We start from the raw sequence: 18915 nt of genomic DNA, 5'->3' as shown, positions 1-18915 counted from the left end.
GCTTTGCAGCCCGGTCTCAATCCCAGCGAAGATCCGCAGCCGGCACTGGCCGCCCGAACCAGTACCCTTGCCCCAACTGGCACTCCTCCTGCAACAGGAAGCTGGCCTGTTCCGCCTGCTCGATGCCCTCGGCATGCACCTGCATACCCATGCTACGGGCCAAGGCGATAATCACCCGCACAATGGCGATGTCGTCCTCATCCACTGGCAACCCAGCCACAAACCCTTGGTCGATTTTCAGCTTCTGCACCGGCAAACGCTTGAGCCGCAGCAGTGACGAATACCCCGTGCCAAAGTCGTCGATGGCCAGGGTCACCCCCAGTTCGCGCAAGCGGTGCAGTTGCTCCAGCGCCACCTCAGGGTCTTCCATCACCGCGCTTTCGGTCACTTCCAGCTCCAGCAAGGCCGGGGCCAGGCCGGTGTCGTGCAGCACTTCGGCTACCTGCCGATACAGCTCATGCTGGCCAAACAGGCGACTGGAGATGTTCACCCCAACAAATGCCAGCTGCCGGCCTTCAGCCTGCCACTGCACCATTTGCCGACAGGCCTGTTGCAGCACCCAGGTATCGATCTCGGCAATCAGGCCGGTGCGTTCGGCAATCGGGATGAACTCACTCGGCGGTACCAGGCCGCGCCCGGGGTGCTGCCAGCGCACCAACGCCTCGACCCCGACCTGCCGGCCCGTCGCCAAGTCGTGTACCGGCTGAAAGTACACCCGCAGTTCATCCTGCTCCAGGGCCCGACGCAATTCGGCGGCGGTCTCGACCCGATGCTGGGCGTGGGCGGTCAGCTCTTCGGTGTACAGCGCATAACAGGCCCGACCGTTGCTTTTGGCCTTGTACAACGCCGAGTCGGCATTGCGCAGCAACTGCTCGGCACTCAAGGCATCGCTGGGGAACAGGCTGATTCCGACGCTGGCGCTGATGAACAGACGATTACCCTCGAACTGAAACGGCTCACGCATGCGCTCGATGATGCACTGCGCCAGCTTGCCCGCCTGGCCAACCTGCTGGCAGTTTTCGGCCAGCACGCCGAACTCGTCGCCGCCCAGACGCGCCAGGGTCATGCCGTTACCCAACACCTCTCCCAGACGCTCGCCTACCAGCTTCAGCAACTGATCGCCAATGGTATGGCCCAGGCCGTCGTTTATGCTCTGGAAATGATCCAGGTCCAGCAGCAACAGGGCGCAACCGCGCTTGTTGGCCTGCGCCGCCGCCAATGCCTGTTCCACCCGGTCGGTAAACAGCAGGCGGTTGGGCAGGCCGGTCAGCGGGTCGTGGTGGGCGAGGTAGGCAAGCTCTTGTTCCGAATGCTTGATGGCGCTGATGTCACTGAACACCGCCACGTAATGGCTGAGCTCACCTTCGTCATCACGAATGGCGCAAATGGTCTGCCACTGCGGGTAGATTTCCCCGCTTTTGCGCCGGTTCCAGATTTCACCACTCCACTCGCCCTTCTCGGCCAGGGTGGCAAAAATTTCCTGATAGAAGGCCAGGCCATGGCGACCCGACTTGAACTTGCTCGGGCGCTGGCCGATGACCTCATCCTGCTGGTAGCCGGTGATGCGCATGAAGGCACGATTGACGTGCACGATCAGGCCTTGGCGGTCGGTCACCAGCACACCCTCGAGGGTACTGTCGAACACCGCGGCAGCCATGCGCAGCCGTTCACGGTCTTCGCAACGCAAACGCGCGCCATGGCCGATGAAATTGAGCAGGCGCACACGCGACACGTAGATCAGCACGGCACTGAGCAGCACCCAGACCACCACGTTGATCTGCCGCCCCACAGTCAATGCCAAGGGGTCGTCAGTCATGCTGTGCAGCATCACCTCTGCCAGCGCAAGCCAGAGGATCGAGAGCACCACATACAGCGCAGCCATGCGCAAGGCGTCGCGAACGGAAACAGACATGTCGGGTGGGAAAGGCCATCAAAAAGGAGCGGGCATTATAAAGGCTGAAACATGTCGTGACCTCCTATCTCAACGGTTGACTGGTTTTATTTCCCCGCCAAGGGATAATCAGCCCTTCCCCCTGCATTTCGAGGGTATTTGCACCTATGTGGTATAACGGCCTGCTCGACCTGTCGGCCTGGCAACTGGTCGGCATCACTCTGTTGATGACCCACGTGACCATTGTCAGCGTCACGGTCTACCTGCATCGCTACTCCGCGCACCGGGCCCTGGAGCTCAACGGCGCGCTCAAGCACTTCTTCCGCTTCTGGCTGTGGCTGACCACGGCGCAGAACACCCGTGAGTGGACCGCCGTCCACCGCAAGCACCACGCCAAGTGCGAAACCCCCGACGACCCGCACAGCCCGGTGTACAAGGGCCTGGGCACAGTGCTGCGCAAAGGTGCCGAGCTGTACCGTGAAGAGGCGCGCAACCCCGAAACCCTGCGCATCTATGGCAAGAATTGCCCGGATGACTGGATCGAGCGCAACCTGTACTCGCGTTACAAACTGGGCGGTATCGCACTGATGGCGGTAATCGACCTGCTGCTGTTTGGCACCATAGGCATCACCATATGGGCGGTGCAGATGATGTGGATTCCGTTCTGGGCCGCCGGTGTGGTCAACGGCCTGGGCCATGCCCTGGGCTATCGCAACTTCGAATGCCGCGACGCCGCCACCAACCTGGTGCCCTGGGGCATCATCATCGGCGGTGAAGAACTGCACAATAACCACCACACCTACCCCAACTCGGCCAAGCTCTCGGTCAAACGCTGGGAGTTCGACATGGGCTGGGCGTGGATCCGCTTGTTCTGCCTGCTGCGTCTGGCCAAGGTACAGCGCGTGGCGCCCATCGCCCACCGGGTGGCCGGCAAGGCCAGCCTGGACATGGACACCGCCATGGCCATCCTCAACAACCGCTTCCAGATCATGGCCCAGTACCGCAAGCTGGTGATCGGCCCGCTGGTGAAACAGGAACTGGCCCGTGTCGACGCCTCGGTGCGTTACCGCTTCCGCCGTGCCAAACGGCTGCTCTCGCGCGAAACCAGCCTGCTGGAAGACCGCCACCACGTGCGCATCGAGTCCATGCTCGCGCACAGCCAGGCACTGAAAACCATCTACGAAAAACGCCTGGCCCTGCAGCAGATCTGGGCGCGCACCAGTGCCAACGGCCACGACATGCTGGCTGCCATGAAAGACTGGGTACACGAGGCCGAAACCAGCGGCATCCAGGCACTGCGCGACTTCGCAGCACAACTCAAGACTTACTCGCTGCGCCCGACCGGCGCCTGACCGCCGTTGATCGGCACGCCCCGCAACGGGGCGTGCCGTTCGGAACTTCGCCCCCGCCTCTCCACTCGAATTCGGAATATCGCCTGCGTGGCGGGCCGGATGTTGGCCGCACGCTTTCACGTTGAGACCTGCTCCGTGCACATGGCCAAGAACATTCCAACGATTTTCCCCGGCACCCCTCCTCCCGAAGCTGCCCAGACTTTACTGGCGTTGCTCCACGCCCAAGGTGAGGTTGCCCGCCTGAGTGAGCGTGATCAGCTGTTCAGCTCGTTGCTCGACAGCGTCAACGCAGTGCTTTGGGCCTTCGACTGGGAAACCCGTCAGGTGCTGTACGTGAGCCCAGCCTACGAGCGCATCTTCGGCCGCCCGGTCAGCCTGGTGCTGGCTGACTACAACGAATGGCGTGACAGCATCTACCCCGACGACCTCGAGTTCGCCGAGCGTAGCCTGGCCCAGGTACTGCTCAAGGGCGCGGTGGAAGACCGCGAGTACCGCATCCTCAATGCCGATGGGCAACTGCGCTGGCTGAGCGACAAGTGCTACATCAACCAGCAGCACGATGGCGACCGGGTAATCATTGTCGGTATCGCCGAAGACATCACCGAGAAGAAGCAGCTTGAAGGCGAACTGCAGCGCCTGGCCACCACCGACGTGCTGACCCAGAGCAGTAACCGCAGGCACTTTTTCGAATGTGCCCAGCAAGCCTTCGACAGTGCACGCGAGGACGGTACACCGCTGGCTTTCCTGCTGTTGGATATCGACGACTTCAAACGCATCAATGACAGCTATGGCCACCAGGAAGGTGACCAGGTGCTGCAACACATCGCCGACAGCGGCAAGGCCGTGCTACGCCGGGGCGACCTGTTCGGACGCATTGGCGGCGAAGAATTTGCGGCGGTGTTTCCGGGCTGCAACGCCCAGGTCGCGGAGCAGATTGCCGAGCGCTTGCAACGGCAGATTCAGCACTTGAGCTTCAGCCATGGCCAGCAGACGTACGGGGTGACGGTGAGCCAGGGGCTGACCGAGCTGACCGATGAGGATGTGGCGCTGGACAGCCTGTATGCGCGGGCCGATGCGGCAATGTACCAGGCCAAGCGGCAGGGCAAGAACCAGATAGTCCGCGGCTGATCAGGCGGCAAGGGCACCGGCTTTGGCCGGTATTCGCGGGCCCGGCGCCACACCTGTGGGAGCGGGCAAGCCCGCGAAGGGCCGCAATGCGGCCCCCGAATCTCAGCTGGAAACCTCGGCCCCAGCCACCGGCGGTTCTTCCTGCGGTTTTACTTCCGGGTTCTCCTCTTTGCGCAACCGCCTCAGCTCCGGCAGGCCAAGCTTGAGCAGGCGCGCCGTCTTGCCGCTGGCCACCTTCTCCAGCCCCTGCCCAGCCGGCAGCCGCGACAACTGCCCAGCCAGGTTCATGGCCAGGATCTCCCGCGAGTAAACGCCACCGCCCAACTGGTAGATCGCAGCGATCAACTCGCGCAGTGCCAGCGGCAAACGCCAGCGAGTACGCAGCGCCGAGCCGAACGCCGCACCAAACTCTTCCAGCGATTGCTGCACATTGCGCTCGTCCAGGTCTCCCCCGGCCAACCGCCACTCTTGCAGGCAGCGCAACACCGCCAGGTCGCCCAGGCAATGCAGCAAGCCCGCGCAATAACAACGGCCCTCGTCCAGCTCGAGCATGCGCGCCAAGGTGCGGCCATATTCGGCAGTGTGCAGTGACAGGTCCCAGTAACGGGCTGCGTGCTCTGCCAACAGTGGGTCGCTGAGGCGTGCGCTGCGCTTGAGGGTCATGCCCAGGATCAGGTTCATGCTTTGGGTACTGCCAAGCTTGTTCAGAGCCTGCAGCAACGTCTGCACCGGGGCTTCACGGTGCAATGCCGCACTATTGGCGGCAGCGATCAGCACCGCCGTCACCTGCGGGTCGTTACGCACCTCCTCTTCGAGCACCCTGAGGTTCAGGCCCTGAGGGTTTAGCGCTCGATTGATCGCTACCTGCACATCGGCCAGCAGCGGCCCGCCATCGGCGGTAGCGCGGCGCTGCTCAAGGTAGGCTGGCAGGCTGGCTCCCGCCTGCAACGCCGGTACCGGGCAGGCAATCTCCTCGCCAACGGCCAGCAGCAACTCTTGCAGGCGCTTGCGCAGGTTATCCAGGTTCAGTGGCTTGCTCAGGTAAGCCGTGGGGTGCAGGGGCAGCGCTTCGCGCACACTGGCGCTGTCATTGCGGTTACTCATGAGAATGAACGGCACCCCTGGCCCTTTGGCGCGTACCTTGCGCAGCAGGTCGAGGCCGTCGACACCGGCCAGCTCGCGGGCAGCGATGATCAGGTCCGGCTTGCTGGACAGGGCACTGAGCGCCTGCGCGCCGTCAGCGCATACCTGCAGGCGGGCGTCACAGCGCACGCTGAGCAGCATCTCGCTGAGCATGTCCCGTACCCAAGGATCGCCTTCGACAATCAGTACGCTTGGTGGGGTGGGGGCTGCAGCGCTCATCACCAACTACTCCTGAATACCCTGACACACAGTCCGTCGCAGCTTCCAAAGCCAGTCCTCCGATAACCATAGCGCCACATGGCTTATCTGGGCATAAAAAAACCCGCCGAGGCGGGTTTTTTCTGAAGCGCGTCACATCAGGCGATTTCAGCGAAGCACTCTTCGATGATGGCCAGGCCTTTGTCCAGCAGCGCGTCTTCGGCGGTCAGCGGAACCAGGATACGCAGGACGTTGCCGTAGGTGCCGCAAGACAGCAGGATCAGACCCTTTTCACGAGCCTTGGCGACAACCTGGCCAACAGCAGCAGCGTTCGGGGTGTGAGTGCCTTTCTCGAAGACTTCGACGGCAATCATCGAGCCCAGACCACGGACGTCGCCGATGATCGGGTACTTCTTCTGGATTTCGCGCAGGCCGGCGGTCAGGCGCTCACCCACAGCCTTGCTGCGGTCCAGCAGTTTTTCTTCTTCGAACACTTCGATCACGGCCAGGGCTGCGGCGCAAGCGATCGGCGAACCCGCGTAGGTACCGCCCAGGCCGCCAGGCGCGATGGCGTCCATGTATTCGGCCTTGCCGCACACACCGGCCAGCGGGAAGCCGCCAGCGATGGATTTGGCGAAGGTGGTCAGGTCAGGCGCAACGCCCATCTGTTCCATGGCGAAGAAGGTGCCGGTACGGCCAGCGCCAGTTTGTACTTCGTCGGCGATCAGCAGGATGCCGTGCTGGTCGCACAGGGCGCGCAGGCGTTTCATCAGCTCTTTCGGCGCTGGCAGGAAGCCGCCTTCGCCTTGTACTGGCTCGAGGATGATCGCGGCGATGTCGCGCGGCTCGGCGTCGTTCTTGAAGATGCGCTCGACCGAGGCGATGGCGTCGTCAACGCTGATACCGTGCAGTTCGCTCGGGAACAGGGCGCGGAAGATGCCGCCTGGCATCAGGCCCATGCCAGCGGAGTACGGCACGACCTTGCCGGTCAGGCCCAGGGTCATCATGGTACGGCCGTGATAACCGCCGGTGAAGGCGATGACGCCAGCGCGGCCAGTGGCAGCACGGGCGATCTTGACGGCGTTTTCAACGGCTTCGGAGCCGGTGGTGACCAGCAGGGTCTTCTTGTCGAAGTCGCCTGGGACCAGCTTGTTGATCTTTTCGCACAGCTCTACGTAGGGCTCGTAAGCCAGCACCTGGAAGCAGGTGTGGCTGACCTTGGTCAGCTGCTCTTGCACGGCTGCAACCACTTTCGGGTGCAGGTGGCCGGTGTTCAGTACTGCGATGCCGCCGGCGAAGTCGATCAGTTCGCGGCCTTCAACGTCGATCACGGTCGAGTTCTTCGCGGTGTCGACGAAGATCGGGTGGATCTGGCCGACGCCACGTGGGACGGCAGCTACACGACGTTGCATCAAGGATTCGTTGGTTTTGCTCATAATGCCCTCATTGCGCCGACAGGAATGGCGCTTTTATTCGGGGGCGGCTGGGAGTGCTCGCGAACAGTATTCGTTGATCGACTGTCGTGAACGCCCTGGCCACCAGGTACTGCAATGTAAAAAAGGCCAGCGAGACGTCGCTCTCGCGCCCCGCTGGCAGAGGTAAAGCCTTTACCGTGCTATCAGACGCTGATGCACAGGTATTTGATTTCGAGGTAGTCCTCGATACCGTACTTGGAACCTTCGCGGCCCAGGCCCGAAGCCTTGATACCACCGAACGGCGCCACTTCGTTGGAGATCAGGCCGGTGTTGATACCCACCATGCCGTACTCCAGGGCTTCGGCGACACGGAACACACGGCTCATGTCGCGGGCGTAGAAGTACGAGGCCAGGCCGAACTCGGTGTCGTTGGACATGGCGATGACTTCGGCTTCGTCTTTGAAGCGGAACAGCGGCGCCAGTGGGCCGAACGTCTCTTCCTTGGCGACAGCAGCGGTCTTCGGTACGTCAACCAGGATGGTCGGCTCGAAGAAGTTGCCTTCGATCAGCTTGCCACCGGACAGCACTTTGGCGCCTTTGCTGACGGCGTCCTCGATGTGCTCCTGGACCTTGGCGACAGCCTTGCCGTCGATCAGCGGGCCAGTGGTGGTGCCTTCTTCCAGGCCGTTACCGATCTTCAGCTTGGCAACTGCAGCGGCCAGCTTCTGGGCGAACGCGTCGTAGACGCCGTCCTGCACGTAGATACGGTTGGCGCAGACGCAGGTCTGGCCGTTGTTACGGTACTTGGAGATGATCGCGCCCTCGACCGCCTTGTCCAGGTCGGCGTCGTCGAACACGATGAACGGGGCGTTGCCACCCAGCTCCAGGGAAACCTTCTTGATGTCCTTGGCGCATTCTTCCATCAGCTGGCGACCGATTTCGGTCGAGCCGGTGAAGGACAGCTTGCGTACCAGGGAGTTGCCGGTCAGTTCGCCGCCAACTTCGCCGGCGCTGCCGGTCACCACACTCAGCACGCCAGCCGGGATGCCGGCACGGTGGGCCAGCTCGACCAGGGCCAGAGCGGAGTATGGGGTTTGCGAAGCCGGCTTGAGGACCATGGTGCAGCCAGCGGCCAGGGCCGGGCCGGCTTTACGGGTGATCATGGCGGCCGGGAAGTTCCACGGGGTGATGGCCGCGGTAACGCCGATTGGCTGCTTGATGACAATCAGGCGCTTGTCTGGCTGGTGGCCTGGGATGGTGTCACCGTAGATGCGCTTGGCTTCTTCGGCGAACCACTCGATGAACGAGGCCGCGTAGGCGATTTCGCCCTTGGCTTCGGCCAGCGGCTTGCCCTGTTCGGTGGTCATCAAGCGAGCCAGGTCGTCCTGGTTCTCGATCATCAGTTCGAACCAGCGACGCAGCTTGGCCGAGCGCTCTTTCGCAGTCAGGGCACGCCAGGCCGGCAGGGCCTTGTCGGCGGCTTCGATGGCACGGCGAGTTTCCGCGGTGCCCATCTTCGGCACGGTACCGATGACTTCGCCGGTGGCCGGGTTGGTCACCTTGATGGTCTGGCCGTTGTCCGCATCCAGCCACTCACCATTGATATAGGCTTGCTGGCGGAACAACTGAGCGTCTTTGAGCTGCATGTCGGCTTCCCGAATTGTTGATTGTTGAAAAGCGCCCAAGGCAGGGCATCGAGCGTTTGAAATCTCAAACGAATGCTAAGCGGCTGCTGGGGTGTTGGACAATAGGCTGTTCGAAAAAAAGAACGAATGGTTGAACAGCCCATCTGAAATCGCCCGCAGAATGGCCGCTAAAGGGTAGACGATGCGGCGGCCGGACTCGGGGCGACGCCAAAAATCGTTTCACTGCTTGTCACGGCCAATGTTCAACACACCCTGATGGTGGGCTGAAACGATGATGCTGTCGCCATCGGCAGCGTAGTCGACGGCATTGACGCGGGTCCAGTTACGGCCGGTTCCACCCTGGCCGACAGTTTGATCGGTATTGTCGTGTATCCGGCCCCGGGGATCTGCACAGCCAACACGGTAAAAACAGCTACAGATCAAGGCGATGGACGTCAACGATACAGATGGGTATCATGCGTGCGCGTTGCACTCGTAGCTCAGCTGGATAGAGTACTGCCCTCCGAAGGCAGGGGTCGTGGGTTCGAATCCCGCCGAGTGCGCCATATCAAGAAAGCCCTGGGCCTGAGCCCGGGGCTTTTTCGTTTGTGCGCCATGTCACCTTTCTGGTACTCCCGTGCCACGGGTCATTGATGTTAGCGTGGGCGTCTTCCCGTTCTCCGAACGGGTAACCCATAACAATGATTGGCAAAGGAATGCGCACAACCATGCAGTTGAAAAAACTCACCGCCACCACCCTGCTGCTGGCCAGCATCGGCCTGTTCACCCAGCCTGCCCAAGCCAACCTCACCCAGCAGCAGTCCGCAGCTATCGTCAAAGCCTTCGACGGCAGCGACCCAAGCGATTTCAGGCAATTCCTCGGCAAGCTCAAAGGCAGCGACCTGGGCAAGGCCGACAACCTCGAGGCAACCGTCGACGCCTACCTGGCCAACAAGCCATTGGCCGCCGAGCAACAAGACGAGATCAACCGCCTGCTCGGCCTGTATACCCGCATCAAGTATGGCAAAGCCGCTACCGAAACCCTGCGTGAACTGGTAGCCATCCCCACCTTCAACGTCGAGGGCACACCGCAGTACGAAAACCCTGAATTCCTCAAGATCGCCGACAAGATCAAGGCCTTGGCCGAGCGCTTCGGCCTGGCCTTCCGCAACATCGACAACCGGGTGTACGAGATCTCGCTGGGCAGCGGGAAGGAAGTGATCGGTATCCATGCCCACGCTGACGTCGTGCCGGTCAACCCGGACAACTGGAAGCTGGCCGACGGTACGCGCCTGGACCCGTTCAAGGTCACCCTGGTGGGTGACCGCATGTACGGCCGCGGCACCGAAGACGACAAGAACGGCATCGTGGTGGCGATGTACGCGCTGAAAGTGGCCAAGGACGAAAACCTGCCGCTCGCCCGGCAGTTCAAGCTGCTGATCGACACCACCGAAGAAACCAGCGGTGATGCCATCCCCTACTACTTTGAGCGCAACCCTACGCCCGATTACAACCTGGCCCTCGACGGCGGCTACCCCGTAGTGATTGCCGAGAAAGGCTACGGCACGGTCATGGCCAGCTTCACCAAACGCCCGGCCAGCGGCAAGGGTGCCGAGATCGTCAACCTGACCGGCGGCCTGGCCACCAACCAGATCCCGACAACTTCGGTTGCGACCCTGATTTCTGACAACCCGGCACAGCTGGCCAAGCACCTGCAGCAAGCCGGCGCCAGATATGTGAAGCAGCATGGAAGCGACTTCAGCATCGACGCCAAGGCCGACGGCAAGCAAGTCTTGCTCACCGTGACCGGTGTTTCCGCACACTCTTCGGAGCCGGAATCCGGCATCAACCCGGTGGCGCGTATGCTCGACTTCATTAATGGCCTCGGCCAGCAGGTGTCGCTCAAGCACAACCACTTTACCGACGCGGCCCGCTACGCCGCCGAAAACTGGGGCCTGGACTACCTGGGCAACACGCTAGGCGTGGCCTTCAAGGACCCGTTCATGGGCCCGCTGACCACCTCGCTGACTTTTGTCGGGGTGGATGACAAAGGCTTGAAACTGGCGGTGAATCTGCGCATTCCCAAGGGGAAGCCGATCGCCACGATCAAGGACGAACTGGCCGACAAACTGGGCAAATGGACCCGGCAAAGCAACACCTCGGTGGCGTTCGACTTCAGCCTGGACGAGCCGATGTACCGCAACCCTGAAGGCGAATGGGTAACGGCCCTGCTCGCTGTGGCCACCGAGAACCTGGGGATGAAGCATGAGTTCGGTACCTCGGCCGGCGCGACTTCGGTGCACGATCTTCCCAACGGTGTGCAATTTGGCCTGGCCATGCCGGACGTGAAGTACACCGGGCACAACGACAACGAGTTCAAGACCGTGGAGCAGTTCATGCTGGACTTGCAGGTGGTGAGCGAAATGGTGGCGCGGATCGGGCAGATGCCGAAGCTTTGATCGGCAGTACCGGCCTTTTCGCGGCTTTAGCCGCGAAAAGGCCGCTACAAGCGAACAGCCATGACGTTTTTCAATCGCCTCCATGCCGTTTCCTGCATTGCCGTGCAGAGCGCCGTACCGGATGCTTTAGTTACACCGAGACAGTGCTTTTTTCACCCGCAGAGGCCCGTATGAAGACCGTCGAACAAATCCTCAAGACCAAGTCCCAGCACCAGACCGTGTACACCATCGGCCCGGATGACTCGGTGCTCGACGCCCTGAAACTGCTGGCGGAGAAAAACATCGGTGCGCTGCCCGTGGTCGAGGGTGGCCAGGTAGTGGGCATCGTCAGTGAGCGGGACTACGCGCGCAAACTGGTCCTCAAGGGCCGCTCTTCCGCCGCTACGCCGGTACGCGAAATCATGAGCGCACCGGTAGTCACTGTGGATCCCAAGCAAAAGCTCGATTTCTGCATGAACCTGATGACCGACCGGCACCTGCGTCACCTGCCGGTGGTCGACAACGGCAGATTGCTCGGCCTGTTGTCGATCGGCGACCTGGTCAAGGAAACCATTGACGAACAGGCGAGCCTGATCAAGCAAATGGAGCAGTACATCCGCGGCGAATGAAACGCCTCAATGGTAGGCGCGCTCCAGCTCGTCCAGCTGATGGTCGAAGCTACGCAGGCGCGCCGACCAGGTGTATACCAGCACTTCCAGGTCACGGTTGAGCACTGCCGTATTGCCGTGGCCGCTGTGCGTGGGCTCGCCGAGGTCCAGTTGGTAGCGTTCGCGGGCCATCGCCTGGGCCACGCTGGACAGGTCGCGAGCGTTGGCCAGCCAGTGGTGATGGCGGTCATGGATTTCGCGGTCGAGCACCCGGCACTGGCGCTTCAGCGCATCCAGGCTCTGCTCCAGCGGAGTGCCCCTGAGCTCGCCCATGACCTCTTCGAAGGTACGCCCCGAATGCCAGTAGCTGCCCCAGAAATAACGGTCGAAAACCGTCTCGACGCGGCGTAGCGCAACCTTGGTATTCCAGATGGTCAGCAACGTTCGCCCCTGCACCACTTCGCGCTTGTTAAGGCGCAACTGCTGCCAGGCGATCCATGTCAGCGCCACCAGTGCAACCGCTACAGTGACTGCGGCAGCGGCGTACAGGAAATGCACGGCCTGGTTCATCTGTTGCGTCTGCCTGATGCCATAGAAGTAACTGGCCGTCAGGGTGCCCAGGATCGTCACGGAACACCAGAAACCTGGTGCGTAGGGATCTTTCATCGCGCTATCCCCTTATTGTTTTCCTGAGCATAGCAACGGCCGATCACTCGTCAGGTGCCGCTCGGCGCTTTATTTTCGGGGGCGGCGCAAGGCTTCGTTGAGTTGATCGAAGGGCACGGCCCAATCGGAATCTTCAATGATGATGTCCTGGAGAAATGCACGCTGTGAGTCGGTCCAGAACGGCGCATCCACCAGCTTTATTTCGTTCTTCAGCGGGGAATGGCTGGTGATGAACTGATCGATACTCGTGGGATCGTCGGGCAAGCCCAACTGCTTGAACAGTTCGGCAAAGGGATGGATCGGCGCTTCCATGGTTCCTCCTTAGCGCCAGGCAAGCCGTCCACGACGCCCGCCTGGCATTGGTTTGAAAACATCAGCACAGCTCGCGCACTTCGGCGTGCGGCACCAGTTTCATGTACTGCTCCATGCTCATGTGAATCAGGTGATCGTGGTCACCCGCCTCCAGGTAGACATCGCCTTGGCGGGTAAGACTCGGGTCGAGCAGCATTTTTATCTGGTAAGCATCGCCAAAGGCCGGCACCGCACCGCGTTCGCAGTCATTGAACAGGCTCGGCAGACCGCTTTCACGGGTCAGATGCCAGGCCCCGGACATACGCACCTTGGTCATGTCCAGGTGCCGGTTGGCCGGTAGCACGGCCATGATGTAGTTGCCATGACGGTCATCGAGCATCACCGACTTGGCGACCCGCTCGGCGGGCACGCCGGCCGTTCGGGCCGACTCCAGGCTGGTGGCCGAATGTGGGTGGGGAATGATGTCGTAGTCGCAGTTGGCCTTGTCCAGGCGGGCCTGCAGGGTCTTTGCCATACGCATGATGCACCTCCGGTTTCGCCCCCCAATTCTCAATTTTAGGCCGGGTACGGGTGGTCGGGGCTAAACTTGTGTAATACGCGCAAATGAGGTGACGACAGGTGATCGCCCGCTGCTGGCGCTGGCTGTTGCTGCTGTTGTTGCTTGGCATCACGCCAGGTGGCCAGGCAGCGCCCGGCGCGGTGTGGGTGCTGGGCATCGACGACGCCATCGGCCCAGCCAGCGCCGACTACCTGGTGCGCAGCCTCAGCCAGGCCCAGGCGCAAGGCGCGCAACTGGTGGTTATCCGCATGGATACCCCGGGCGGGCTGGACAGCGCCATGCGCCAGATGATCAAGGCGATTCTCGCCAGCACCGTACCCGTCGCCAGCTACGTTGCCCCCAGCGGCGCCCGTGCCGCCAGCGCCGGCACCTATATTCTCTACGCCAGCCATGTCGCGGCGATGGCGCCCGGGACCAACCTGGGTGCTGCCACGCCAGTGCGGATCGGCGGCCCGCCTGGCACGCCCAGTGACGACAAAGCCAAAGGCGGCGACGATGAAACCCTCGCACGCAAACAGGTCAACGACGCAGCCGCCTACATCCGTGGCCTGGCGCAGATGCGCGGCCGCAACGCCGACTGGGCGGAGAAGGCCGTGCGCGAGGCGGTCAGCCTGTCCGCCAACGAGGCCTTGCGGCTGAACGTGATCGACCAGGTGGCCGATGACCTGCCTGACCTGCTGCGCGAGCTCGACGGCAAAACGCTCCAGGTGGCCGGCCAGCCACGCCAGTTGCAGACCGCAGGCGCCAGCGTGGTCGAGCACCTGCCGGACTGGCGCACACGGGTTCTGGCGGTAATCACCAACCCCAGCGTAGCGCTGATTCTGATCATGATCGGCGTTTACGGCCTGTTGTTCGAATTCATGAACCCCGGTTCTGCGGTGGGCGGTGTGGTCGGTGGTATCTGCCTGCTGCTGGCGCTGTATGCGCTGCAGCTATTGCCGGTGAGTTTTGCCGGGGTGGCGCTGATCCTGCTTGGCATCACCTTCATGATCGCCGAAGCCTTCTTGCCCAGTTTCGGCGTGGTCGGCTTCGGCGGCATCGTTGCCTTTGTGGTCGGCGCATTGATCCTGATCGACACCGACGCCCCCGGTTTCGGCATCCCGCTGGCCTTGATCGGCACCTTGGCGCTGCTCTCGGCACTGCTGATCGGTGGCGTGCTGGGCATGGCCCTCAAGGCCCGCCGACGGGCACTGGTCAGCGGCGACGCCGGCCTGGTCGGCAGCCTGGTCACCGTCACCCAGGTGATGGCAAGCGACCCCTTCTGTGGTGTTGTGCTGGCTCAGGGCGAGCAATGGCAAGTGCAGTGCGCAACGCCGCTGCAAACTGGCCAGAACGTACGGGTGACCGCGCGCCATGGCGTGATGCTGGAAGTGAGCGCCGCCGCCCCAGCGACGCAAGGAGAATGACCATGTTCATGCAAGTCGGTTTCGGCGCTGTGCTGATTGTGCTGGCCATGCTGGTGCTGTCGGCATTTCGCATCCTGCGCGAATACGAGCGCGGCGTGGTGTTCCAGCTGGGGCGCTTCTGGCAGGTCAAAGGGCCGGGGCTGATCCTGTTGATCCCGGTGATCCAGCAAATGGTGCGGGTCGACCTGCGCACAGTGGTACTGGATGTGCCGCCGCAGGATGTGATCACCCGCGACAACGTTTCGGTCAAGGTCAACGCAGTGTTGTACTTTCGCGTACTCGACCCGCAGAAAGCGATCATTCAGGTTGAGGATTTTCTAGTGGCAACCAGCCAGCTGGCCCAGACGACCCTGCGTGCGGTGCTGGGCAAACACGAGCTGGATGAGCTGCTGGCAGAACGCGAGCAACTGAACCTGGACATCCGCCAGGTGCTGGATGCGCAGACGGATGCCTGGGGCATCAAGGTGGCCAACGTCGAGATCAAGCACGTTGACCTGAACGAGTCGATGGTACGCGCCATCGCCCGCCAGGCCGAGGCCGAGCGCGAACGTCGGGCCAAGGTGATTCATGCCGAGGGTGAACTGCAGGCGTCGGAGAAACTGATGCAAGCCGCACAAATGCTGAGCAAGGAGCCGGGGGCGATGCAGTTGCGCTATATGCAGACGCTGGGGACGATTGCCGGGGACAAGAGCTCGACCATCGTCTTTCCGCTGCCGATAGATCTGCTGAAGGGTTTGGTGGACAAGGAGAAAGAGTGATGGGCCAATCGCGGGCTTGCCCGCGAATGGCCTGTATGCGGCCTGTCAGACCGGCGCGCGGCGCAAGGTCGCAAGGAAGGTGGCTGCACCAATGAACAACCCGGCAAAGGTGCGGTTCAAACGCTTCTGCTGTTTGGGTGTGCGCAACATGCGCAACACATGCGAAGCCAACCCGGTGTACCCCGCCATCACCAGCAGGTCGACCGTGACCATGGTCACGGTGATCGCCACATATTGCGGCAGCAGCGGCGCATGGGGATTGAGAAACTGCGGCAGCACCGCCAGCATGAACACCAGCGCCTTGGGGTTGCTGATGTTGACCAGGAAACCACGGAACACCAGGCTCAACGGCTTGCCGATCGGGCGCACGCCTGATTCATCGCTCATGTCCATCGGCAGGGCACGCCACTGCTTGTAGGCCAGGTACACAAGGTAGGCGACGCCAAACCACTTGATGACCTGGAACGCCGTGGCCGAGGCGGCCAGGACGGCACCGACGCCGGCGGCGATGATGGCGATCTGCATGATCAGGCCCAGCTGCAGGCCCAGGGCGTTCCAGTAACCACGCCAGAAGCCGTATTGCAGGCCGCTGGACATTGAGGCAATCGCCCCGGCACCGGGTGAAAGGCTGATCACCCAGCAAGCGGCAAAGAAGCCTAACCAAACTTCCATCGACATCACACACCTCGCTCGAACATTTGTTGCAAAACGTTAAGCTAAGGTTTTGGCGAAAAAATAACCAGTGCTTTCTGATGGATTTGTGGTGCCTGGCCTGACCTCTTCGCGGGCACGCCCGCCCCCACACCTACAGTGCATTTTCAGACGCTTTGGAATACCTGTGAGAACGGGCGGTCCCGCGAAGGGGCCAGTACAGGTTCAGTCCGCTTCGGCAGCTGTTTCTTTGTGCAGGGCCTGTACCTCGGCACCGCGCCAGCGCCGCACCGACTTCTGGAAGAACTGACTATTGGGCACCTGCACCAGCGCCCCGCCCGCTTCGGGCACTTCCAGCAGGGTGGTGAACAGCAGGTTGATAGCAATCACCCGGCCTTTCACGCCTGGCTTGTCGAGGGTGTCGACCAGCTCGACCACATCGCCGATGCGAAACGGCCCGACCGTGAAAATCAACACCGCGCACAACAGGTTGGACAGCACGCTCCACATGGCGAAGAAGGCCACCGCCGCTACCGCTACGAAGCCGGAAAGTGCTGTCCACAACACGGTTGCCGAAACGCCCATGCGCTCCAGCACGAACAGCAGCGCGCTGCCCATGATCAGCCAGCGCAGGCCACCGCGCACGGGCACCAGCAGCTCCGGCGGCAACGGGTAACGCTGGCCCAGGCGGCTCAGCCCGCGAGCAATGATGCGCTGCAGGACGAACGCCGCGGCCAGGATCAAGAGGATCTGCAAACCCAGCCAGAAGGTGTCCATCCATTGCCCTGGCAGCAGCGAACGCAGTTCCTCCATCAGGACAACGCCTCGAGTTCGGCCTGCATGCTTTCAAGGGTTTCCAGCGCTTCCATCCAGGCCTCTTCCAGCTCGCCTTCGCGTTGCTTGAGCTTGGTCTGGCGCGCCAGCAGGTCGCGCAACTCGTCCTTGCGCGCCGCCTCGTAAAGGCCACCATCACCCAGCGCGGTCTCGATCTCGGCCAATTGCGTGTGCACCTGGTTGAGCTCGGTTTCCAGCTTGTCGGCAGCCTTCTTGTGCGGTGCCAACTGCTGACGCAAGGCTGCGGCAGCCTGGCGCTGGGCTTTCTTGTCGGTCTTGTCCGGGTTGGCCGGTGCAGTACTGGCCGGCGCACTGCGCTGGCGGTACTCGACCAGCCAGCGGCTGTAGTCCTCCAGGTCACCGTCGAAGGTGTCGACCTTACCGTCGGCCACCAGCAGGAAGTCGTCCGTGGTGCTCTTGAGCAAATGACGGTCGTGGGACACCACCACCACTGCACCGGCAAACTCCTGCAAGGCCATGGTCAGTGCCAGACGCATTTCCAGGTCCAGGTGGTTGGTCGGTTCGTCAAGCAGCAGCAGGTTTGGCCGCTCCCAGGCAATCAGCGCGAGTGCCAGGCGGGCCTTTTCGCCACCGGAGAAGTTAACCACCGGCTCGTCGCAGCGGGCACCATGGAAATCGAAGCCGCCGAGGAAGTCGCGCAGCGTCTGCTCACGCTCGGCAGGGGCGATGCGCTGCAGGTGCAGCAGCGGGCTGGCCTTGTCGTCCAGCGAGTCCAACTGGTGCTGGGCAAAGTAGCCTACAGCCAGGTTCTCGCCACGAACCAGACGGCCCGACAACGGCTCCAGTTCACCTGCAAGGTTCTTGATCAGGGTCGACTTGCCGGCGCCGTTGGGCCCGAGCAGACCAATACGAGCGCCTGGGGTGAGCTGCAGTTTGACCTTGTCGAGGATGGCCTTGTCGCCATAACCCAGGCGACCTTCGGAAAGGCTCAGCAACGGGCTGGAAATTTTCTGCGATTCACGGAAGACAAAGTCGAACGGTGAATCGACATGCGCCGCCGACAGCTCTTCCATGCGCTCCAGGGCCTTGATTCGGCTTTGCGCCTGGCGGGCCTTGGTGGCTTGCGCCTTGAAGCGGGCAATGTACTTCTCCATGTGCGCGCGCTGCGCCTGCTGCTTCTCGTAGGCCTGCTGCTGCTGCGCCAGGCGCTCGGCACGGGTGCGCTCAAAGGCGGTGTAGCCGCCTTTGTACAAGTTGAGCTTGCGTTGCTCGACGTGCAGCACATGGTCGACCACGGCATCGAGGAAGTCACGGTCGTGGGAGATCAGCAACAACGTGCCGGGGTAGCCCTTGAGCCAGTCTTCCAGCCACAGGATCGCGTCGAGGTCGAGGTGGTTGGTGGGCTCGTCGAGCAGCAACAGGTCGGACGGGCACATCAGTGCCTGGGCCAGGTTCAGGCGCATCCGCCAGCCACCAGAGAAATCGCCGACACGGCGGTCCATCTGTTCGTTGGTGAAGCCCAGCCCAGCCAGCAACTTGCGCGCACGGGCATCGGCGATATAGCCGTCGGCGCTTTCCAGCTCACTGTGCAGGCGCGCCAGGGCGGTGCCGTCGTGGGCGTGCTCGGCCGCGGCCAGTTCGGCCTGGACCTTGCGCAGGCGCACGTCGCCGTCAAGCACATAGTCCACAGCCAGGCGGTCGAGGGTGTCGACCTCTTGGCGCATGTGGGCGATGCGCCAGTCGCCGGGCAGTTGGCAGTCACCGGCATCGGGCGACAGCTCACCGCGCAGCAAGGCGAACAGGCTGGATTTTCCGGCGCCGTTGGCGCCGATCAGGCCGGCCTTGTGACCGGCGTGCAGGGTCATCTCGGCGCCTTCTAGCAAGCGCTGCGGACCACGCTGTAAAGTGAGGTTGGATAGTCTGATCATGATGGTCGCGGAGTCTACCAGCTTCCTCGGCCCATAGCGCGA

Annotated in this window: 16 protein-coding genes, 1 tRNA gene and 1 pseudogene; 7 read left to right on the top strand and 11 right to left on the bottom strand. The window is 62.2% G+C overall.

The genetic code is table 11. From position 1 onward, the window contains the following. Positions 1–16 precede the first annotated feature (16 nt). Positions 17–1912 carry a phosphodiesterase DibA gene (gene dibA, locus REH59_RS00885; protein WP_014861479.1) on the bottom strand — a complete coding sequence of 632 codons (1896 nt, stop codon included), beginning with the start codon at positions 1910–1912 and terminating at the stop codon, positions 17–19. A gap of 146 nt (positions 1913–2058) precedes the next feature. On the opposite strand from dibA, the gene desA reads away from it, so the two are divergent. Then, positions 2059–3243, top strand: coding sequence for a delta-9 fatty acid desaturase DesA (desA, locus tag REH59_RS00880; protein WP_014861480.1), 1185 nt, complete (start codon positions 2059–2061; stop codon positions 3241–3243). 99 nt (positions 3244–3342) lie between these two features. Further along, positions 3343–4371 (top strand): GGDEF domain-containing protein, encoded by a 1029-nt coding sequence (locus REH59_RS00875; RefSeq protein ID WP_003255864.1) that lies wholly within the window; start codon positions 3343–3345, stop codon positions 4369–4371. 102 nt (positions 4372–4473) lie between these two features. Here REH59_RS00875 and REH59_RS00870 read toward each other — a convergent pair whose 3' ends face one another. From REH59_RS00870 to REH59_RS00855, 4 genes and pseudogenes are all read right to left on the bottom strand, one after another. Then, positions 4474–5733, bottom strand: a complete 1260-nt coding sequence (locus REH59_RS00870; RefSeq protein WP_003255865.1) for a response regulator — start codon at positions 5731–5733, stop codon at positions 4474–4476. A gap of 137 nt (positions 5734–5870) precedes the next feature. Continuing rightward, positions 5871–7148 carry a 4-aminobutyrate--2-oxoglutarate transaminase gene (gabT, locus tag REH59_RS00865; protein WP_003255866.1) on the bottom strand — a complete coding sequence of 426 codons (1278 nt, stop codon included), beginning with the start codon at positions 7146–7148 and terminating at the stop codon, positions 5871–5873. Positions 7149–7330: 182 nt separating this feature from the next. Next, positions 7331–8773, bottom strand: a complete 1443-nt coding sequence (gene gabD, locus REH59_RS00860) for an NADP-dependent succinate-semialdehyde dehydrogenase (RefSeq protein WP_003255867.1) — start codon at positions 8771–8773, stop codon at positions 7331–7333. Positions 8774–8995: 222 nt separating this feature from the next. Further along, positions 8996–9109, bottom strand: a pseudogene (locus tag REH59_RS00855) (aryl-sulfate sulfotransferase); the annotation flags it as partial. Between the two features lie 132 nt (positions 9110–9241). Here REH59_RS00855 and REH59_RS00850 point away from each other — a divergent pair. From REH59_RS00850 to REH59_RS00840, 3 genes are all read left to right on the top strand, one after another. After that, positions 9242–9318 (top strand) — tRNA-Arg (locus tag REH59_RS00850). A 162-nt stretch (positions 9319–9480) separates the two neighbouring features. Further along, the gene (locus REH59_RS00845; RefSeq protein ID WP_320450380.1) at positions 9481–11211 is read left to right on the top strand and encodes a dipeptidase; all 1731 of its coding nucleotides are present in this window, start codon (positions 9481–9483) and stop codon (positions 11209–11211) included. Between the two features lie 170 nt (positions 11212–11381). Continuing rightward, positions 11382–11819: a CBS domain-containing protein gene (locus REH59_RS00840; protein WP_003255870.1), complete on the top strand. Its 438-nt coding sequence runs from the start codon at positions 11382–11384 to the stop codon at positions 11817–11819. Positions 11820–11825: 6 nt separating this feature from the next. Here REH59_RS00840 and REH59_RS00835 read toward each other — a convergent pair whose 3' ends face one another. The 3 genes from REH59_RS00835 to REH59_RS00825 form a co-directional block, all read right to left on the bottom strand. Beyond that, the gene (locus REH59_RS00835; protein ID WP_003255871.1) at positions 11826–12464 is read right to left on the bottom strand and encodes a hypothetical protein; all 639 of its coding nucleotides are present in this window, start codon (positions 12462–12464) and stop codon (positions 11826–11828) included. A 69-nt stretch (positions 12465–12533) separates the two neighbouring features. Then, a complete protein-coding gene (locus tag REH59_RS00830; protein WP_014861484.1) occupies positions 12534–12776 on the bottom strand; it encodes a DUF2789 domain-containing protein in 243 nt (80 codons plus the stop codon). A 61-nt stretch (positions 12777–12837) separates the two neighbouring features. After that, positions 12838–13296: an aminoacyl-tRNA deacylase gene (locus REH59_RS00825; RefSeq protein ID WP_014861485.1), complete on the bottom strand. Its 459-nt coding sequence runs from the start codon at positions 13294–13296 to the stop codon at positions 12838–12840. Positions 13297–13394: 98 nt separating this feature from the next. On the opposite strand from REH59_RS00825, the gene REH59_RS00820 reads away from it, so the two are divergent. Both REH59_RS00820 and REH59_RS00815 read left to right on the top strand, forming a co-directional pair. Next, on the top strand, positions 13395–14741 hold the full coding sequence (locus tag REH59_RS00820) for an NfeD family protein (protein WP_014861486.1): 1347 nt from the start codon (positions 13395–13397) through the stop codon (positions 14739–14741). Positions 14742–14743: 2 nt separating this feature from the next. After that, the gene (locus REH59_RS00815) at positions 14744–15499 is read left to right on the top strand and encodes a slipin family protein (protein WP_014861487.1); all 756 of its coding nucleotides are present in this window, start codon (positions 14744–14746) and stop codon (positions 15497–15499) included. 45 nt (positions 15500–15544) lie between these two features. Here the strand turns inward: REH59_RS00815 and REH59_RS00810 are convergent, their stop codons facing one another. The 3 genes from REH59_RS00810 to REH59_RS00800 all read right to left on the bottom strand — a co-directional run bounded on the left by REH59_RS00810 (position 15545) and on the right by REH59_RS00800 (position 18873). Beyond that, positions 15545–16177, bottom strand: a complete 633-nt coding sequence (locus REH59_RS00810; RefSeq protein WP_003255879.1) for a LysE family transporter — start codon at positions 16175–16177, stop codon at positions 15545–15547. Between the two features lie 198 nt (positions 16178–16375). Continuing rightward, positions 16376–16963 (bottom strand): mechanosensitive ion channel family protein, encoded by a 588-nt coding sequence (locus REH59_RS00805; RefSeq protein WP_003255880.1) that lies wholly within the window; start codon positions 16961–16963, stop codon positions 16376–16378. Continuing rightward, positions 16963–18873, bottom strand: a complete 1911-nt coding sequence (locus REH59_RS00800; protein WP_320450379.1) for an ATP-binding cassette domain-containing protein — start codon at positions 18871–18873, stop codon at positions 16963–16965. Before REH59_RS00800 ends, REH59_RS00805 begins: the two co-directional genes overlap by 1 nt. Between the last annotated feature and the right edge of the window lie 42 nt (positions 18874–18915).

Origin of the sequence: Pseudomonas sp. BO3-4 (assembly GCF_034044115.1) — a bacterium.
In the GTDB taxonomy this organism is placed as follows: domain Bacteria; phylum Pseudomonadota; class Gammaproteobacteria; order Pseudomonadales; family Pseudomonadaceae; genus Aquipseudomonas; species Aquipseudomonas alloputida.
Note: the sequence above shows the minus strand (reverse complement) of the source record. Positions and strands in the feature narration are given on the sequence as shown.